The sequence below is a fragment of the Polaribacter atrinae genome (assembly GCF_038023995.1).
Lineage (GTDB): Bacteria > Bacteroidota > Bacteroidia > Flavobacteriales > Flavobacteriaceae > Polaribacter > Polaribacter atrinae.
This window is the reverse complement of record NZ_CP150660.1, coordinates 573,264-592,243: the sequence shown is the minus strand read 5'-3', so window position 1 is coordinate 592,243 and position 18,980 is coordinate 573,264. Positions and strand designations below refer to the sequence as shown.

At 31.3% G+C, this 18,980-nt stretch carries 18 protein-coding genes, 1 tRNA gene and 1 pseudogene; 14 read left to right on the top strand and 6 right to left on the bottom strand.

Going from position 1 to position 18,980, the window contains the following annotated elements:
• Positions 1-78: 78 nt before the first annotated feature.
• On the top strand, positions 79-2,703 hold the full coding sequence (locus WG945_RS02730) for a TonB-dependent receptor (RefSeq protein WP_068452919.1): 2,625 nt from the start codon (positions 79-81) through the stop codon (positions 2,701-2,703).
• 35 nt (positions 2,704-2,738) lie between these two features.
• Positions 2,739-4,031, top strand: coding sequence for an APC family permease (locus WG945_RS02725; RefSeq protein ID WP_068452916.1), 1,293 nt, complete (start codon positions 2,739-2,741; stop codon positions 4,029-4,031).
• A gap of 218 nt (positions 4,032-4,249) precedes the next feature.
• Here WG945_RS02725 and WG945_RS02720 read toward each other — a convergent pair whose 3' ends face one another.
• On the bottom strand, positions 4,250-4,600 hold the full coding sequence (locus WG945_RS02720) for a winged helix-turn-helix transcriptional regulator (protein ID WP_068452911.1): 351 nt from the start codon (positions 4,598-4,600) through the stop codon (positions 4,250-4,252).
• Positions 4,601-4,835: 235 nt separating this feature from the next.
• Here WG945_RS02720 and nfsB point away from each other — a divergent pair, with 235 nt between their 5' ends.
• A complete protein-coding gene (gene nfsB, locus WG945_RS02715) occupies positions 4,836-5,495 on the top strand; it encodes an oxygen-insensitive NAD(P)H nitroreductase (RefSeq protein WP_068452909.1) in 660 nt (219 codons plus the stop codon).
• Positions 5,496-5,866: 371 nt separating this feature from the next.
• Here nfsB and WG945_RS02710 read toward each other — a convergent pair whose 3' ends face one another.
• Entirely contained in the window at positions 5,867-6,247 is a 381-nt protein-coding gene (locus WG945_RS02710; protein WP_068452904.1) for a Fur family transcriptional regulator, read from the bottom strand.
• An 80-nt stretch (positions 6,248-6,327) separates the two neighbouring features.
• On the opposite strand from WG945_RS02710, the gene WG945_RS02705 reads away from it, so the two are divergent.
• From WG945_RS02705 to WG945_RS02690, 4 genes and pseudogenes are all read left to right on the top strand, one after another.
• Entirely contained in the window at positions 6,328-6,735 is a 408-nt protein-coding gene (locus WG945_RS02705) for a MerC domain-containing protein (protein ID WP_068452902.1), read from the top strand.
• Positions 6,725-7,391 (top strand): annotated as a pseudogene (gene folE / locus WG945_RS02700) (GTP cyclohydrolase I FolE). Before WG945_RS02705 ends, folE begins: the two are co-directional and overlap by 11 nt.
• Before the next feature lie 53 nt (positions 7,392-7,444).
• The gene (locus WG945_RS02695; protein WP_068452897.1) at positions 7,445-9,118 is read left to right on the top strand and encodes a PhoX family protein; all 1,674 of its coding nucleotides are present in this window, start codon (positions 7,445-7,447) and stop codon (positions 9,116-9,118) included.
• Positions 9,119-9,142: 24 nt separating this feature from the next.
• Complete coding sequence (locus WG945_RS02690; protein ID WP_068452894.1) at positions 9,143-10,054, top strand: GTP-binding protein; 912 nt, start codon at positions 9,143-9,145, stop codon at positions 10,052-10,054.
• Between the two features lie 170 nt (positions 10,055-10,224).
• On the opposite strand, the gene WG945_RS02685 is transcribed toward WG945_RS02690, so the two are convergent.
• From WG945_RS02685 to WG945_RS02675, 3 genes are all read right to left on the bottom strand, one after another.
• The gene (locus WG945_RS02685; RefSeq protein WP_340867194.1) at positions 10,225-10,416 is read right to left on the bottom strand and encodes a hypothetical protein; all 192 of its coding nucleotides are present in this window, start codon (positions 10,414-10,416) and stop codon (positions 10,225-10,227) included.
• A 40-nt stretch (positions 10,417-10,456) separates the two neighbouring features.
• Positions 10,457-10,855: an ATP-binding cassette domain-containing protein gene (locus WG945_RS02680; RefSeq protein WP_340866861.1), complete on the bottom strand. Its 399-nt coding sequence runs from the start codon at positions 10,853-10,855 to the stop codon at positions 10,457-10,459.
• A 227-nt stretch (positions 10,856-11,082) separates the two neighbouring features.
• Positions 11,083-12,285 carry a GTP-binding protein gene (locus WG945_RS02675; protein WP_068452890.1) on the bottom strand — a complete coding sequence of 401 codons (1,203 nt, stop codon included), beginning with the start codon at positions 12,283-12,285 and terminating at the stop codon, positions 11,083-11,085.
• 56 nt (positions 12,286-12,341) lie between these two features.
• Here WG945_RS02675 and WG945_RS02670 point away from each other — a divergent pair, with 56 nt between their 5' ends.
• The 6 genes from WG945_RS02670 to WG945_RS02645 all read left to right on the top strand — a co-directional run bounded on the left by WG945_RS02670 (position 12,342) and on the right by WG945_RS02645 (position 17,318).
• Positions 12,342-13,352, top strand: a complete 1,011-nt coding sequence (locus WG945_RS02670; protein ID WP_231874716.1) for an ABC transporter permease — start codon at positions 12,342-12,344, stop codon at positions 13,350-13,352.
• A 123-nt stretch (positions 13,353-13,475) separates the two neighbouring features.
• Positions 13,476-13,778 (top strand): hypothetical protein, encoded by a 303-nt coding sequence (locus tag WG945_RS02665; protein WP_231874715.1) that lies wholly within the window; start codon positions 13,476-13,478, stop codon positions 13,776-13,778.
• A 91-nt stretch (positions 13,779-13,869) separates the two neighbouring features.
• Positions 13,870-15,285: an alkaline phosphatase gene (locus tag WG945_RS02660; RefSeq protein ID WP_068452884.1), complete on the top strand. Its 1,416-nt coding sequence runs from the start codon at positions 13,870-13,872 to the stop codon at positions 15,283-15,285.
• A 40-nt stretch (positions 15,286-15,325) separates the two neighbouring features.
• Positions 15,326-16,072, top strand: a complete 747-nt coding sequence (locus tag WG945_RS02655; RefSeq protein ID WP_068452882.1) for a 5'-nucleotidase C-terminal domain-containing protein — start codon at positions 15,326-15,328, stop codon at positions 16,070-16,072.
• On the top strand, positions 16,072-16,986 hold the full coding sequence (locus WG945_RS02650; RefSeq protein WP_068452879.1) for a bifunctional metallophosphatase/5'-nucleotidase: 915 nt from the start codon (positions 16,072-16,074) through the stop codon (positions 16,984-16,986). Before WG945_RS02655 ends, WG945_RS02650 begins: the two co-directional genes overlap by 1 nt.
• Positions 16,987-17,236: 250 nt before the next feature.
• Positions 17,237-17,318: transfer RNA gene (locus WG945_RS02645), tRNA-Tyr, on the top strand.
• 330 nt (positions 17,319-17,648) lie between these two features.
• On the opposite strand, the gene WG945_RS02640 is transcribed toward WG945_RS02645, so the two are convergent.
• Entirely contained in the window at positions 17,649-18,110 is a 462-nt protein-coding gene (locus WG945_RS02640; protein WP_157603732.1) for a hypothetical protein, read from the bottom strand.
• A 270-nt stretch (positions 18,111-18,380) separates the two neighbouring features.
• Here WG945_RS02640 and WG945_RS02635 point away from each other — a divergent pair, with 270 nt between their 5' ends.
• On the top strand, positions 18,381-18,923 hold the full coding sequence (locus WG945_RS02635; RefSeq protein WP_157603731.1) for a hypothetical protein: 543 nt from the start codon (positions 18,381-18,383) through the stop codon (positions 18,921-18,923).
• Positions 18,924-18,980 lie beyond the last annotated feature (57 nt).

Here is an 18,980-nt window from a genome sequence, read left to right as displayed (position 1 = left end):
AATATTTCGATTTTTGCTATCTTGCACGGTTTTAATTATATATTTTAATTCAATAAAAATTAGCTTAAACTAAAATTTATGAAACATCTTTTTTTATTCTTATTTCTAAGTACAACCCTTTGCTTATCGGCTCAAAAAGCATACAATGGAAAAGTTGTTGATATGAAGAACATTCCTCTAGAAGGCATCAGTGTTGTTATTGAAGGAACATCAATAGGAACAACAACAAATAACGAAGGAGATTTTTCAGTTTCTAGCAATCATCAAAATACTATTTTAGTCTTTTCTGCATTAGGTTTTAAAACTCAAAAACAACAAGGTGGAAGTAATTTAAAAATTATTTTACAAGAATCTTCAGAAATTCTATCGGAAGTTGTGTTGGTAGGAACAAGAAATCCAAGACAAACTAAATTAGAAACTCCAGTAGCTGTTGATATTGTAAATGTTTCTAAAATTAAATTAACAAGTGCGCAAACTACTGCAAATGATTTGTTGGCTAACTTGGTACCTTCTTTTAATTCTAGTAGACAGTCTTCTTCTGATGGTACAGAACATGTAGATCCAGCATCTTTAAGAGGGTTAGGGCCAGATCAAGTATTGGTACTTATCAACGGAAAAAGAAGACATACCACATCATTATTAAACAATCAAAATACAGTTGGAAACGGTTCTGTAGGAACAGATTTATCATCGATACCTTCTGCTGCAATTGATAGAATAGAAGTACTTCGTGATGGTGCTGCTGCGCAATATGGTTCGGATGCTATTGCAGGTGTTATCAATATTATTTTAAAGAAAAATACAGGTTTAGAGATCGGTACTACGTATGGTGTAACTTCTGAAGGTGATGGAGAAACCTTTAATTTTAATGTAAATTACGGTACTGAAATTGGAAAAAAAGGTGGCTTTATAAACCTTACGGCAGAATTTAATGACAGAGGTAAAACGAGTAGGACTCAAAATCATAATTTGGTTATTTATGACCAATCTGATTTAGGTAATTTCTTTGCCTATGATTTTTCTAATGATGGCGCTAGAGAGCGTGACAATGCATTGATTGATGCTGCGGGTTTAACAAGAGATGATTTTAATTTTCAAGTAGGAGATGCTGCCATAACCAATACACAACTTTTTGTAAATCTAGAAATTCCTACAAGTGAAAAAGGAACTTTTTATGCCGCTGGTGGAGGAAACTATAGAACTGGTAACGGATTTGGATTTAGAAGATTACCTTCTGAAGGTCATGTTTTAGAAATATTTCCAAATGGATTTCAACCGATACTAGAATCTACAATAGTCGATCTTTCTTTGATTGCAGGTTATAAATATAAACTTGGTGAATGGGATTTTGATTTGAGTAATACCAATGGTTATAATCAGTTTGATTATGGTATTTCTAATACGGTAAACGATGCACTTGGTATTAATAGTCCTACTTCTTTTGATGCCGGTGGACATACTTTTTTACAAAATACGGTAAACTTAGATTTCTCTAGGTTTAATGATGATATAATGAGCGGTCTTGGTTTGGCTTTTGGTGCAGAATATAGATACGAAAACTATACCATTTATGCTGGTGAAGAAGGTTCTTATATTGGTAATGGCGCAAATTCATTTCCTGGTTTTGCACCAACCAATGAGGTTGATGAACAGAGATCTTCTGTAGGAATCTATGCAGATGTTGAACTTAATTTTACCGATAATTTTTTAGTAGATGTAGCTGGTAGATTCGAGAATTATAGCGATTTTGGAAGTATAATTAACGGAAAAATAGCTGCGAGATACAAGCTTACAGAAGCTGTTGTATTAAGAGGTGCTTTTGGAACCGGATTTAGAGCGCCATCATTACAGCAACAATATTTTAACAATATCGCTACCGATTTGGTAGATGGGAATTTGATTAATGGAGGTACATTTAGAAACGATAGTGAAATTGCTAAAACTCTTGGCATTCCAGAGTTAAAAGAAGAAACTTCTGCAAGTATAAGTTTAGGGTTAACTGCTAAGGTTACAAACAATTTTCAAATTACTTTAGACGCTTATAAAGTAGCTATTGATGATAGAATTATTTACACAGGTAGTCTTGGTAATGATGTTTATGGTGATGAAATACCTGCATTACAAGACATATTAAAACCATTAGGTGTTTCTTCTGCCCGTTTTTTTACCAATGCTATTAATACATCAACCGCAGGTGTAGATTTGGTAATGAATTACAAAGTTCCTTTAGATCAAGGTGCTTTAAATTTCTCTTTATTATACAATCATAATGAAACCGAAGTAGCTGATGCACTTAATAATGTACCAGAAATTTTTGTAGGTCAAGAGGATGTTTACTTTGGAGCGCAAGAAAAAAGTTTAATTGAATCTAATAATCCTCAAGATAAAGCAATTTTTACGGTTGATTTAACTCAGGATAAGTTTGGTGTTATGTTAAGAAACACCTATTGGGGAGAAGTTACAAGAAATGGCTTTCCTTTTGGAGGCGCTCAATTACATGCAGGTAAACTTACTACAGACTTAACAGGATCTTATAATATTAATGACAACCTTTCTTTAACGGTAGGAGCAAATAATTTATTTGATGTATTGCCAGATGCCCAAATTTATGACAATAGTTATTTTGGTGTGTTTAAATATGCCTCAGTTCAAATGGGTACAACAGGCGCGTTTTATTTTGCAAGGTTAAACTACAAAATATAATAAGAGAATCCTTAATAAGGAAACAACCAAGGTTCATGAAAAGTAAACACAAAATAGGCTGGAAAACGGCAGCAGCTTTGGTAATTTCCAATATGATTGGTACTGGTGTATTTACCAGTTTAGGGTATCAGCTTACGGATATTCAGAATACATGGAGTATTGTGTTAATTTGGTTGTTAGGAGGATTGTTTGCATTAATTGGTGCATTAACGTATGCAGAACTCGGTACTAACTTTGATGATTCTGGAGGAGACTATGTATTTCTATCAAAATTAATTCATCCAATTGTTGGGTATATTTATGCTTGGGTTTCTTTAACAGTAGGTTTTTCGGCGCCCATTGCTATTTCTGTAATGGCTATGAAGAGCTATTTGCACCCTATCAATCCAACTATTTTTAACGATTGGTTTGGTATTTTGGTCATTTTACTATTAACAGCCATACATTCCATAAGCGTAGGTCAAAGTGGTAAATTTCAAAATATTTCTACAGGTGTAAAAATTGGTTTTGTACTTCTTTTAATACTACTCGGTTTTAGTTTTGTGCCCTCTCAGAATGTAACGGCAATAGACCTAAGCAATTCTTGGCAAGACGAAATATTTTTACCAGGTTTTGCTGTTTCTTTATTATACGTAACATATGCGTATACAGGTTGGAATTCTGCCGCCTACATTGTTGATGAAATCGATGATGCTAGAAAAAATTTACCAAAAGCCTTATTAATTGGTACTGGTTTAGTTACTGTAATTTATGTACTGTTGCAAATTGTATTTTTAAAACACGCTTCTGTAGCTCAATTATCTGGTAAAGTAGAAGTTGCTTTTATTTCTTTTAAAAATATATTTGGTACAGAAGGAGGGAATTGGGTTAGTTATTTAATAGCCATACAACTTATTGCAACCGTTAGTGGTTATTTATGGATTGGATCTAGAATTACTTTTGCAATGGCCAAAGATCATTCATTTTGGAGAAAAATAGCTGTTAAAAACAAAAATGGCATACCAGTAAGAGCTTTGTGGTTGCAAGCCGCTATAAGTATTGTATTGACGCTTACAGGTACTTTTGAACAAGTACTTTTATATGCTAGTTTTTTATTACAATTAATGGGTACACTAACCGTGGCTTCTATATTTTGGTTAAAAGGTAGAAAAGGAGCTTTTAAGAGTCCGCTAAAACCATTTTTACAAATTGTTTTTGTGGTCTTTAGTGTATGGATTTTAGGGTATATGTTGATGGAAAGACCGAAAGAAAGTTTAATTGGGTTGTTATTTGTATTGACAGGGATTGTTACTTATTTCTTTTCTAATAGAACAAAAAAAGAAGAATAATTATCGTTAAAATTAATTAACAATATAAATAATTATAATTCATAAGTACCTAGTATTTTTTAATTTAAAAAAACTTTAATTAAACTAATTATTTAGGTATTAAGTACGTTAAGCTAAAGTTCATGAATAAATGGTTTAAGAATATTGTTTTCAAAAAAATCAATAAAAAGGAGTGAAGTATAGCAAGTTTTTCCTTGTTATATATAAATATTTTGAATTTAAACTTTGGTAGCAATAGCTTCATTTTCTTTCACCGTATAAACGCCCCAATCTGCTATAGATTGCACCACGGGTATTAATGTTTTTCCTAAAGCTGTTAAAGAATATTCTACTTTTAAAGGAGGTTTAGAGGTGTAAACTTTTCTATTAATAATCCCATCTTCTTCCAAAGCTTTTAGTTGCAAGCTAAGCGTACGCTCCGTAACTGTTGGCATTTTTTTTCTTAATTCATTGTACCGAAGTGTTGTATTGCGTAAATAAAATAAGATAACCGTTTTCCATTTACCTCCAATCAACCCCATGGTTAAACTTGCGCAACATGGGTATTCTTTTCCTTTAAATTTATACATAACATTGTAATTATTGAGTGTACTAATAGCACAAAGATATTATACTATACTAAAACATACCACTATATTTTTTATAGTAACTTTAACAAAGTCCATTAAACGCTGTTAATAAGCTGTTTAATGTTGTTTTAGTTGAAAAAAAGGCTACTATACTTATTGACCGTTATTGTGAGAAATAAATAGGATATATACTTTTGCTACTATAGAATTGATTATATAATAAAAGCATATAAAAATGAATTTACAAGAATTATTAAATTGGAGGTACACAACCAAAGAATTTGACACAACCAAAAAAATAACGGAGGCAGATATGGCTCAGGTTAAAAATTTACTAAGAATGAGTCCTTCAAGTGTAAACCTACAACCTTGGCATTTTATAGTTGCTGAAACTACAGAAGGTAAAGCACGTATTGCTAAAGGGACACAAGGTTTCTTTCATTTTAACGAACCTAAAGTAACCAATGCTTCTGCTGTTGTTTTATTTTGTTCAAAAACAGATGTGGATGATGCCTATTTCCAACATATTGCAGATACAGATGATCAAAGTGGGAGGTTTCCTAATGAAGAAATTAAAAATGGATTTTTAGGTGCTGTGAAAGCATTTGCTGGTATTCATAAATACGATTTAAAAGATGTACAACATTGGATGGAAAAACAAGTATATCTTAACATAGGTAGCTTTTTGTTAGGAGTAGCTAGTTTAGGTATTGATGCTACACCAATGGAAGGTATTGATGTAAAAGCTTTAGATGAAGAATTCGGTTTAAGAGAAAAAGGATACACTGCTATCGTTGCTGTATCTTTAGGGTATAGAGCAGAATCTGATTTCAATACAACAGATAAAACTCCAAAATCTAGATTAGCAGAAAGCGAAATTATTACTACAATTTAAGCTGTAGTAATATTTAATTATAAAAAAACTACATTTAAACTCATTATCAATACATTTAAATATTTATCATAATTAACAACAGCAAGCTAAACAATGACTATTAAGTAAATAGTAACCGCCAAAACAAGAAATCTTGTTTGGTAAATTTATTAAATCGTATTAAAAATTTAGCTGACAGAAACCTATAATAAGGTTTCATAAAAGGAGTAAGTAAAATTAAGTCAAAGTTTTAAAGCTGTTGTTATTTATTGAAAAACAATACATCTATTTTGCAGTTGAAGTAATAATATTTTTTAACTTAAATAATTAATGCAAATTAATCAGTTATTTAACAAGATATTTGATACGCAATTAAAAAAATATTTATTTTTTTACCCAAGACATTTTTCACATTTCCCTTGAATAAGTACTTGAGAAAAAGCTACTTCTCTATTCTTTATTTTAGGAATCACAACTTTTATAGACAAACAATCTACTTTACCACAACTTAGACATTGAAAATGTGGATGCACATCTTTGTGTTCGTCAGCAGAACACCCAGTACATTTGGCGTACCATTTAAGGCCATCTTTACCAAGGAACGAATGCAAAACACCATCATCTTCTAACTTATCTAAAATACGATAAATTGTTGTTTTGTTAAACTTAGTATCTAATTGATCTATTAGCATTTTTGCAGAAATAGCTACGGAGCTGTTTTTAAACTCTTTCAACAACACTTCTACAGCCTTTGTTTTTCTAATAATCCCCATATAACAAATATAGTGCAACTTAGTTGTATTAACAAATTTATTATTTACATTTGCAACTCAGTTGTATTAATAAAATAATAATGATCATTTCAAAACAAAAGTCTGATAGCATTGGCGCTATAGCAAGCACACTTTGTCTTATACACTGTGCAGCTACTCCCTTATTATTTATAGTTCAAGCAGGTGCATCCGCCTGTTGCAGTACTACAGCACCTGGTTGGTGGAAATTTATTGACTATTTTTTCTTGATAATCTCATTTTTTGCCATTAAAAGATCTACAGAAACCACTACAAATAATTGGATGAAACCCTCTTTGTGGTTTAGTTGGTTGCTATTATTTGTAGTAATTATCAATGAAAAAATAGCATTACTTTCTATACCAGAAAGTGCAATTTATATACCAGCAATTGCTCTAATTATTTTACATACTTATAATAGAAAATATTGCCAATGTAAAACTGATAAATGTTGTACACATGAAAAATAAAAAACAAATAGAAATTGTAGGAGATAATCATTTTTCAACAAGTATAAAAACACCTTTACGTGCAGATGCTTTTGATAAAAGTGATGATGAAAAAATAAAAAACATTCATCATCATTTTAAAAAGATTATGGAAGAAATGGGTTTAGACTTAAATGATGATAGTTTGTCAGGTACTCCATATCGTGTTGCTAAAATGTATGTAAAGGAATTGTTTTTTGGGGTTAAACCGCGTAAAAAAACCCAAACTATCTACTTTTGAAAACAAATATGGGTATAATAAAATGTTGGTAGAACAAAATATTAACATCGATTCTGCTTGTGAACATCATTTTTTACCGATAACAGGCTATGCAAATGTTGCTTATGTTCCTAAAGACAAAGTAATTGGTTTGTCTAAAATTAATCGATTGGTAGATTATTATGCACGACGTCCGCAAGTACAAGAAAGACTTGTTCTTCAAATTTTAAACGATTTACAAACTATTTTAGATACCAAAGATGTCATCGTTTCTGTAACTGCAAAACACTTATGTGTTTCTTCTAGAGGTATCAAAGATCAAAGCAGTTATACAACCACTTTAGAATATGGAGGTTGTTTTACGGAAACAGAAAAACGTAACGATTTCTTAAAGATTATCGCTCAAGAAAAACTATAATTTGCGCTTTTAATTGATAAAGTATTAATAACTATTTAAAGCAAGAGCATAGTATGGCATATAATCGAAGAAAATTTATATCATTTATAGGGAAAGCAGGAGTAGGACTAGCTGTTGCTCCTCAGTTTTTAGTAAGTTGTGGCAACACAACCACTCCTGTAAAAGGGTTTAATGAGATGTCTGAAGACCAATTGAACACTTTAAAAAATTTGGTTTTAGAAGGAGTCCTTCCTTCGGATAAAGACGATTTATTATTAGCCAATGGTTTGGCTTATCACACAATCATTAAATGGGGAGAAAGTATTAATGAGACAGATACTTTTGGTTTCAATAATGATTTTACTTGTTTTATTCCTTTAGATGATAAAAATCCAAAAGATGGGTTATTATGGGTAAATCATGAATATATAAATCCGTTTTTTGTTTCTGATTATAATGAATCCGAAGAAAACAAAGTACCAAAAACCAAAGAGCAAGTAGATAAAGAAATGTACAATGTTGGTGGTAGCATTGTTAGAATTAAAGAAGAAAATGGCATTTGGAAAATTGTTAAAAACGATCCTTATAACAGACGTATTACTGCCAAAACACCTATTAAAATAAATTGGGACACGGCTATAAAAGGAGCAACTACGGTATTTGGAACGAATAGTAATTGTTCTGGAGGAATTACGCCATGGAAAACATTTATAACCTGCGAAGAAAACTACGATGCGTGTTTTGGAGAAACTATATATGATGAAAACAACACCCCAACACACCAGAACAGTGACTACGGATGGGAATCATTTTACCCTTATCCGCCAGAGCATTATGGTTGGGTAGTAGAAGTAAATCCAAAAGACGGAATAGCACAAAAGCATATTGCTTTAGGACGTTTTGCTCACGAATGTTGTACCCTTTATGAACTAGAAGATAAACGAGTGGTTGCATATACAGGTGATGACCATAACGATGAACATTTGTATAAATTTATCTCTTCTAAACCAGGTTCTTTAAAAGAAGGAACACTTTATGTAGCAGATACCGTCAATGGAAAATGGTTGGCTATGGACTGGGAAAATCAACCGATTTTAAAAAGTAAATTAAAAGACCAAACAGAAGTTTTAATTAGAGCCAGAGAAGCAGCAAAACTAATTGGTGCTACTGCTTTAAATAGACCAGAAGATATAGAGATAGACCCAATTACAGGAAATATTTTTGTTAGCTTAACGAATAATAAACCCAAAGGTGATTTCCATGGTTCAATTTTAAAAATTGAAGAAACAAATGGTGCTTTTGATGCGCTAACATTTAAAGCAGAAACCTACAAAGCAGGAGGAGAAGAAACAGGTTTTTCTTGTCCGGATAACTTAGCATTCGATTTAGCAGGCAATCTTTGGATGACATCAGACATGTCTGGTAGCGCAGTGAACAGAGCAGACAAACCATATTTCCCTTTTAAAAACAACAGTTTGTTTGTAATTCCAAGATACGGTAAAGACGCTGGAAAAGTAATTAGAGTTGCCACAGCACCCAAAGATGCAGAACTAACAGGTCCTTGGTTTTCTCCAGATGGTAAAACCTTGTTTTTAAGCGTACAACACCCAGGAGAACAAACAGAAGATTTAGCCAACCCAACGAGTATATGGCCTTTTGATAAAGACCGAATTCCTAAACCAGCGGTGGTTGCTATTACGGGAAATTTAATTGAAAAAATGAATACATTAAATCTGCTAGAAGCATAATTTTGCGCAAGTATTTACAATAATATGGAAGCAATTATTACCATTGTCGGCTTTTTAGGATCAGGTAAAACCACCTTATTAAACTATTTAATAGATCGTTTTACTGAAAAAAACTGGAATCCTTTTGTCATTTTAAATGATTATGAAAATGCCAATATGGATGTACAACAGTTTCTAGAAAAAGTAGATAACAAACATGTAAAAGCGCTTACCGGAAGTTGTATTTGTTGCAGTGGCATACACGAACTTAGAAATTATGTAAACGGAATTCCTGTTAGAAAAAATGGCATTACTTTAATTGAAGCCAACGGAACATCTGATGCATGTGCACTTATGGAGTTTTTAGGAGTAGGCGTCAACAATCGATTTTCTCCACCCATACAAATTTCTGTGGTAGATGTAAAAAATTGGCAAAAAAGAGGAGCACATAATGACTTAGAAGCCAATCAAATTCAAGTATCCTCTTTAATTGTTCTTACACATCTAGAAAATGTAACCGCAACTAGAAAAGCATTGGTGGTTCAGAATTTAAAAGAACACAATCCTTTTGCTCAAATTATTCCAATGACAGCGCTAGATGTTGCATTGTTGCCCATTCTTTTACCTAATAAAAATGTGGTCGATAAATTGGCACATCAAAAAGCACATTGGTCTTCTTGCTCTATAGATTTACCTGTTTTTCCTTCTAAAGATTGCATAGAGCGTATTTGTAAACAAATCCCCAAAAGTATACTTAGGGTGAAAGGATGTGTACAAATAGCTAAAGAAACGCATTACACTTATTTTGAACGAACACCAGACGGAAAAGTATTTGTAAGACCATTTAAAGGCGTGCCAATAACAGGTACAAAGTTATTAGCTATTGGGGCCGGAAGTGATCAGGTTGTTTTAGAAAAAGTGATTACCGATAGTTTAAATACAGAGAATAAAGCATAAACAAACCACCAAATCTATGTTACTTACATTGTTTTCCATTTGATTTATAAAAAATACTTTTAATTGTTGAATACCTATTAAAAGGGCAATACTTAACGACAAAATAAAGACACTTAAAAAAGTATATAAAGGTTTCGATTTTATATTATGTAGACTTATGCTCCAAATTTTCATAATAAAACGGTTTTTTTAAAGAACGGTTTTACTCTTTGATCGTGTGTAATAATTATTAAATTTGCTCCGGTTTTACTTGCTTGTTCTAAAAGTAAATCCATCACTATTTTACAATTTTCATCATCTAAACTAGAAGTCGGTTCATCTGCTAAAATAACTTTAGGTTTATGAATCACTGCCAAAGCAATCCCTAAACGTTGTAATTGGCCTTCACTAAGCTTGTTAATTTTACTTTTTTTTGAAGTCCAACAAACCTAATTGCGCTAATAAAACATCTATTTCTTTATGATTAATCCGTTTTTTACTAAATAAAAGTCGATCTTCTAAGTTTTGAAATACATTTAAATTTTGAATTGCATATTTTTTCTGAAATACAAGTCCGATATGTACTCCTATAAAAGCGTCTAATTTTGAGTGAGACAATGTATTAATATCAATATCACTAATTAGAATAGTCCCATTTACAGGTTGTAACAAGCCTGCCAATAAATGTAAAAAAGTAGTCTTACCAATACCAGATTTACCTATAACCAATAAATTTTCTTGGTTCTCTAAAGAAATATTAGGAAAACTAAAAATAGGATCATCCTTGGTATATTGAAAAGTTAGACTACTTGTTTTTAGCATTTTAATATATTTATTACTTTTTTACTTTCTATTTTTAATTGAAATATTTAAAATTATTGCGGTAATAGCAATCCTTTTTATGAACCAAAAGAGTTCGTAAAAATGGTTACACCAACCACTAAGAAGCTTGGAAAGCATGCCCTTTGTATAGGTATAAGGGAACTTTGGCATTTTGTTGCATCAAAAAAAATAGAATTTATGATTGGTTTGGAGGTTTACGTAAAGCCTTAAGCTCTAGGTATTGGCCATTGGTCTTCTTTTTGGAAAGCGTTCTTTTTCCATATTTCTTCTTCTGATGCGGTTAACAAACAGCTGTTTAATTGGTTAAGAATTGCTTCTTTATCTAAGTATTGACCTATAAAAACCAATTCTATCTTTCTATCGCCATATTCTGCGGTCCATCCCGCTTCTATTTCCTTTTTATTTTCAACAAAAACAGCAGAACTAACGCGTTCTCCAAAAGACATAGAGGCCCACCAAACACCAGCTGAATCTGCCTTACAAGAACCTCCTGCAGAACTCCATAATAAAGCTTGATCTGATCTAGAAGCTAACCAAAATAACCCCTTACTTCTAATAATATTTTGAGGAAAAGTGGTATTTAAATACGTTAAAAATCGCTCTGGATGAAATGGTTTTTTACTTCTAAAAACAAGAGAGTTAATGCCGTACTCTTCTGTTTCTGGTACGTGCTCATTTTCTAATTCTTTTAACCACCCTGCAGAAGCTTCTGCTTTCTCATAGTTAAACAAACCTGTGTTAATAACACTTTGTAGAACAACTTGAGATTTTTGTGTGGTAATAATACTTGCTTCAGGATTTAATTTTTGAATAATTGCATGCAGTGTTGCTACTTGTTCTTTAGTAACTAAATCTATTTTATTAAGTAGAATTACGTTGGCAAATTCTATTTGATCCGTTAATAAGTTTACAATAGTTCTATCGTCTCCTTCTATATTCGTCAATTCTCTTGTGGCTAAATAATCTGCACTCGAAAAATCTTTTAAAAAATTATAAGCATCTACAACTGTTACCATAGTATCTATGTAACTAAATTTGCTTAAATCTATTTTGCCATCTTCACTTTCAAAAGTAAAAGTTTGTGCCACAGGTATAGGTTCACTAATTCCGGTACTTTCTATTAATAGGTAATCAAATTTATTTTGGGAAGCTAGTTTTTCTACCTCTATCATTAAATCTTCTCGTAAAGTACAGCAAATACATCCGTTAGACATTTCTACTAACTTTTCTTCGGTTCTAGAAAGTGTATTTTCATTTTCTATAAATTGAGCATCTATATTTACTTCACTCATATCATTTACAATAACAGCCACTTTTAGTCCTTCTTTGTTATGTATAATATGATTTAATAAAGTGGTTTTACCGGCTCCTAAAAACCCACTTAAAACAGTTACAGGTAATTTTTTCATTCCTTTTGTATTATTTATTTTGATAGGTTGGCGCAAAGGGAAGTCCCTTGCAATTGGTGTTAGCATCGGTATTACATTTAGACAATCCTACTGGGAATATTTCTTATGCAAAAGCAAAGAAAATAAGTAAAAACCCGATGATTAAATCGGCGATTCCTATTTCTTATGGTGATAATTATAAAGGTTTTAGAATTGTAGGAACCATCGAAGAATATTTAAATATTTACAATGCAGAGCTAAAAAAGGGTAGGTTTGTAAATAAATCAATGGAAGTTGTGCTAGGTACCAATGTGGCAAAACAACTGAATTTAAATATTGGCGACACTTTTTTAAGTTCTCATGGATTGGTAGAAAATAATATTGATGTTCATGAAGATGAGTTAACAGTAGTTGGTATTTTAAAACCTACACAAAAAGTAATTGATCGTTTAATAATTACCAATTTAGAAAGTATTTGGGATGTACATCATCATGGGCATCAAGAAGAAGAACATCACCATCACCATGGTAGTCATGATGATAAAGAAATAACTTCTCTACTAATTACTTTTAAAAGTAAAAGAGCGCTTTTAAGTTTGCCTAGAAAAAATAATGAAAGTACCAATATGCAAGCGGCTTTACCAATTTATGAGTTAAATAAATTATACGATTATACTAGTATCGGTTTTGAAACTATTAACTGGATTGCCTATTTAATTCTAATCATTTCTTGCTTAACTATTTTTACAAGTTTATATAAAATGGTAAAAGAACGTGCTTTCGATTTAGCAATATTACGTACTTACGGAGCAAGTAATTTTCAGTTGATACAAATGGTCTTATATGAAGGTTTGTTTATTGCATTTGTTGCCTTTTTATTAGGTGTTACTTTTATTAAAATAGGCTTCTATTTTGTAATAAACTCTGTTAAAACTAATTATCAACAAAATATATTACAGCAATTACCTTTTACAGATTTTTTAGAAATAGCTTCCATAATTTTCACAATGGTTATTGTATCTGTTTTATTGGCTATCTATCCGATTATAAAAATGAATATTTCAACAATTTTAAGTAATGAAAAATAAACTTTTATTTCTTGTTTTGCTTTTGTGTAGCTTTTATAGTTACAGTCAGCAAGAAATTACCTGGCAAGATTTAGCAGCAGTAACGTATACAGATAAATTTTTAAAGAATATAATGAAACTTTTATGTATCCTACTTTTTTACCGTCTGTAAAGGCACTGAATGGAAAACAAATTACGATTAAGGGATATTTTTTAAACATTGCTCCAGAAGAAAATATCTACATATTATCTAAAGGACCAATGTCTTCTTGTTTTTTCTGTGGTGTAGGTGGCCCTGAAACGGCTGTTGAACTTCATTTTAAAAATAAACCAAACTTTAAAACAGATCAAATTGTAGCTGTAACAGGTATTTTAAAATTAAATAGAGATGATGTAGAACATTTTAATTGTATATTAACAGACTGTACAAGAACATTAATTAAATAATAAACATAACAATATTTGTAATTAAATTACATAGCATATCTTTAAATCACAACAACAACAACAACAACAACAACAACATAACCTCATAAAAATGAATAGAAGAACGTTTTTTAAAAATGGATCACTACTTACATTAGGAACAACGCTTTTACAACCTTTTAATACTTCTGCTAATAATATTTCTTTTGATATTGGAGATAAAAACAAAAAAGCAAAGAATATTATAATAGTTGTAAGTGATGGAATGAGTATTGGAACCTTAAATATGGCAGATTTATATCTCTCTAGAAAAACTGGTAAAGGTTCTAATTGGTTGCAATTATATAAAGATAATAGAGTAAATAGAGCTTTAATGGACATGGCTTCTGCAAGTTCTATTGTTACAGATTCTGCTGCAGCAAGTTCTTCTTGGGGCGGAGGAGCTAGAATTAATAACGGTGCATTAAATGTTAGTAAAGACGGAGAAGAGCATATGCCTATTTGGCAAAAGTTTAAGCAAGCTGGTAAAAAAGCGGGTTGCGTTACTACTGTTCCTATTACACATGCTACACCTGCGGGTTTTTGTATCAATTCCAAATCTAGAAACGCTCAAGAAACCATCGCAGAGAAATATTTAGAACAAAAATTTGATGTCTTGATGGGAGGTGGAGGTGATTACTTTTCTTCAGAAAAAAGAAAGGACAAAATAGACATGTATCAAAAATTTAGTTCTAATGGATATGAAGTTGTTAAAACAAGAAATGAAATGATTTCTGCACCTACTAAAAAGCCTATTTTAGGGGTTTTTAATGATGGGGGACTTCCTTATTCTAAAGATAGAGAAAACAACAAAGAATTGTCTAAAAAAATACCTACACTTGCAGAAATGACAAAAAAAGCAATTGATGTAATGAAAGACAATCCAAAAGGTTTTGTGTTACAAGTAGAGGCAGGGAAAGTAGATTGGGCTGCACATGGTAATGATATTACAGGACTAATTTATGATCAAATAGCGCATGATGAAGCTGTGCAAGTTGCTATGGATTTTGCAGAACAGAACGATGATACACTAGTAATTATAACTACAGATCATGGTAATGCAAACCCGGGAGTTATATACGGCTCAAAAGCAAACGATAATTTTGATGCGATTCAAAAATATAAATATACAAATGAGTGGATTTTAAACGGAATTGGTAAAGAAACCTCAATTTCTGGTGTAAAAGAAAGAGTAGATTATGCTAATAATATTGCTTTAACCACAGAAGAGTGCAACCTTTTATTAAGTTATTATAAAAAGCTACAAAAGCAGGAAGGATTGTACAACCCAAAGAAACTTCCTTTCAAAGTTTTAGCAGAAATTCAGAAAAAACACAATTCGGTAGGCTGGATAAGCATGCAACATTCTGCAGATTATGTAGAATTGGCCATGTACGGACCAGGAAGTCATTTGCTAAAGCCTTTTATAAAAAATACGGACTTACATTATCTGATGTTAGAAGCAGCAGAAGTAGAGAATAAATTTTAAAAAGAGGTTCAGTAAGTATAAACTGTAAATTACGTATTCAATGAAATTATATCAATTTATTATCTTTTTTCTTTTGCTATCTTCTTGTAATAAAACAGAGAAGCATCTAGATAAAATAACAGCAAAAACAATTGTTATTGATAGTACAATTGCACCTTCTGTAAAAATAGAAAACATGATAACGCCTTATAAAGAAAAACTTACAGGCGACATGCAAGAAGCTTTAACATATACATCAATACCGCTTACAAAAAAAAGTATTGCTATGCAAAGTACTTTAGGTAATCTATTAGCAGACATGTGTTTGGAAATGGGAAACCCTATTTTTAAAGAGGAAACAAATACAAGTATCGATTTTTCTATGTTTAATAATGGTGGAATTCGAGCTACAATTCCATCAGGAAACATCACCAAAGAGCATGCTTTTAAATTAATGCCTTTTGATAATGAATTTGTAGTTGCCACCCTTACAGGAGATAAAATAACTGAATTGGTTACTTATTTTATTAAAAATAAAAAAGCACATCCTTTATCTAAAAGTATAAATTTAACAATTACTGATACCGATTATACTCTAAAAATTAAAGGAAAAGCATTCGATAAAAATAAAACATATAATGTTTTAACAACCGATTATTTACAAGGTGGTGGTGATAAAATGAATTTCTTTAAAAAACCAGTAAAACTAACGAAATTAGATTATAAAATGAGGGATGCTATCATCGATTATTTTAAAAAAGTAGATACTTTAAAAACAGGAATTGACAACCGTGTAACTATTAAATAATGAAAAGAAGAAGTTTTATAAAACGCACAGGAGCATTATCTACAATGGCATTAGTGGGTGGTTTAACAATACCATCTTTTACAACTAAAAAGCAAAGACACATTACTGTTTTACACACCAATGATACGCATAGTCATATAGAACCTTTTAAAGCCAACCACAACAGGTTTCCGAATAGAGGAGGAGTGGCAAGGCGAGCTACCTTGATAGAACATATACGTCAAGAAAATGAAAACACCTTATTATTAGATGCTGGTGATATTTTTCAGGGAACGCCTTATTTTAATTATTTTGGAGGGGAATTGGAGTTTAAGTTGATGAGTATCCTTAAATATGATGTTGCTACTATTGGTAATCATGATTTTGACAATTCTATAGAAGGGTTGTACAAACAATTACCAAATGCAAAGTTCGATTTTGTTTCTGCCAATTACGATTTTAAAAACACGGTGTTAGATACACATGTAAAACCTTATAAAATACTGCATAAAGACGGACTTAAAATAGGTGTTTTTGGTTTGGGTATTGAGTTAGAGGGACTAGTAGGCAAGAAGATGTACAAAGAAACCGGTTATTTAAATCCTATTGAAATTACACAAGATATTACCCGTCAATTAAAACAAGAAGAACAATGCGATTTGATTATTTGTTTATCGCATTTAGGATATTACTATAAAAGTAATCCAGATAAAGTTTCAGATTTAACCCTAGCAAAGGCTACTAAAGACATCGACTTAATTATTGGTGGCCATACCCATACTTTTTTACCAAAACCAACTATTGTAAAAAATGCAGACGGAAAAAACACCTTGGTCAACCAAGTAGGAGCTTATGGTGTAAATTTAGGACGTATTGATTTTTACTTTGATGAAGATGCAACTAAAACGGCAAAAGGAACTACTATTTTGGTGTAATTAACACTAAAAAACCGAAGTACTTTATTTTCAGATTGTTACTATTATAAAGGTTTGCGAGTCTAACAAAGCAACAAGTTCTGAAGGTTAAATTAAAGCATAAAAGTGAAAAAAAAACAAAATTTTTTTAGGTCATTTATGAAAACTTTGTATATTCGCACACCTTAAGAAAACAAGGTAGTTATTTACAACAAAATCTGATGTTATTTGGTTAACTTTTACAACAGATTTGTAGGAAAAAGTAAATAAAGGGGAGATACTCAAGCGGCCAACGAGGACGGACTGTAACTCCGTTGACTACGTCTTCGCAGGTTCGAATCCTGCTCTCCCCACAATTTACTTTCCTCTTTAAAAGGAATTAAATTCCTTCTTAATTCATACTTCAAAATTTACATATTAATCCTTTTATTCTTATTTTTTTTTACAATTAAAAAGGACTGAAAAATTAACTTTTCAAGAAATGTAATAGTTTACATAATGCTTGTAAAAGTCTATTTTATACGATTGATATTCTTGTCTTTAAATGTTTCGATTTATAGTAAAGTTGTGCAACTTAAAATTATGATTATTTAATATGCACAACTTTTTTATTCATTCTAAATGAACAAAGGGGAATTATAAGTTTAAAATAATTAGTTTATGAAAACGCATTATTACTGGTTTTAAAACTCACCTGCATATTGAGTAGCGTACTCCATTGCTTTTTCTTTTGTCATAGCAGCTACTTTGGCTTTGTCTTTACTAAAAAAATCTACCAAGGTTTCTCCTTCAGTCTGGTTTCTTTCCTTTTTTTCACGAACCATCACTAAACTATTGTTATCGTACATAAAAACCATTGACATTCTGTTACGAAATACCGTTTTTTTTACTTTTTTAGATATTGCTTCATCAAACACAAAATAGGCTGGCATGCCACCTTCTGTAAGGCTAAGTGTCATCATTTTTGTGGTACCAGGGGAACCAGCAGCAAGAAAGACCTCTTTTACTTCTTGCCCTGGATTGCCCATTTTATTTAATGAATAATATTTACCGTCAAACACATCACTTTTAGGAAAATAATCTTGAGCCTTTGCATTTAAAGCACAAACAAATAATACGAGTAATAATCCTTTTAATTTCATCATTTTTAATTTTAATTAATTAGTATTTACATTCAATTTAAGTGTAGCTTTTCATTTCATTTTAAGCCAAGTAACACTCAAATGTATACTTTAATTATGGAATTATTTGGACGTATAAAGGCTTTGACCCAAATAGTAGCTTTTTGAATCAAATGGTTGATTTCTGACTTAAATAGTCATTTTTTGAATGACGTAAAACCGTGTTTAGTTCTAATTTTGACCTGTTGTAAAAAAGAAAGAAACATCAATTTGAAAACCAAAACAATAAAACCAATGAAACATTTAATTTTAGCAGTTGTACTATTCATAACAACTGCAACACAAGCACAAAAAAGCTTTTTTGAGAACATTTCTGAAACAGAGACTTATAACCTATATTTAAAGGTGTCAAAAGCGGGAGATGGAACTTATAAGGCAGAAGAAAAAGGAAGTTCGGTTAAATTTAAAAAAGAATATTTACCAACAGGAGAAGATTCTAAATTTTCTACGATTATACAAGAAGGTCCAAAAAAAGGAGAAACTAAAACGACAATTGATCTTTCAGATGAAAAAATAACGTGTTCTGGGTATCCATATGAGTCTGTTGTTACAATAGAAGGTTGGGGCTCTAATAGCTACTATGTATCTATTGATGATTATGTTTTTGCTCTTGAAGGAGTTTCAACAAAATTTGCTACTTTTAAAAGTATTTACGCTGTCTATATAAAAGCAGGAACTGCACCTGTAAAGGCTGATGCTGAGAAAAAGGAGAAAAAGACTAAAAAGAAGAACTCTTTTTTCGCAAAAATGAAAGCGTTAAAAAAGGAAGCATTATGATCTGTCGGCGTTTTTGGACCTGAATATAAAGAGTTCAAAAAGAAGGATTTTAGATAA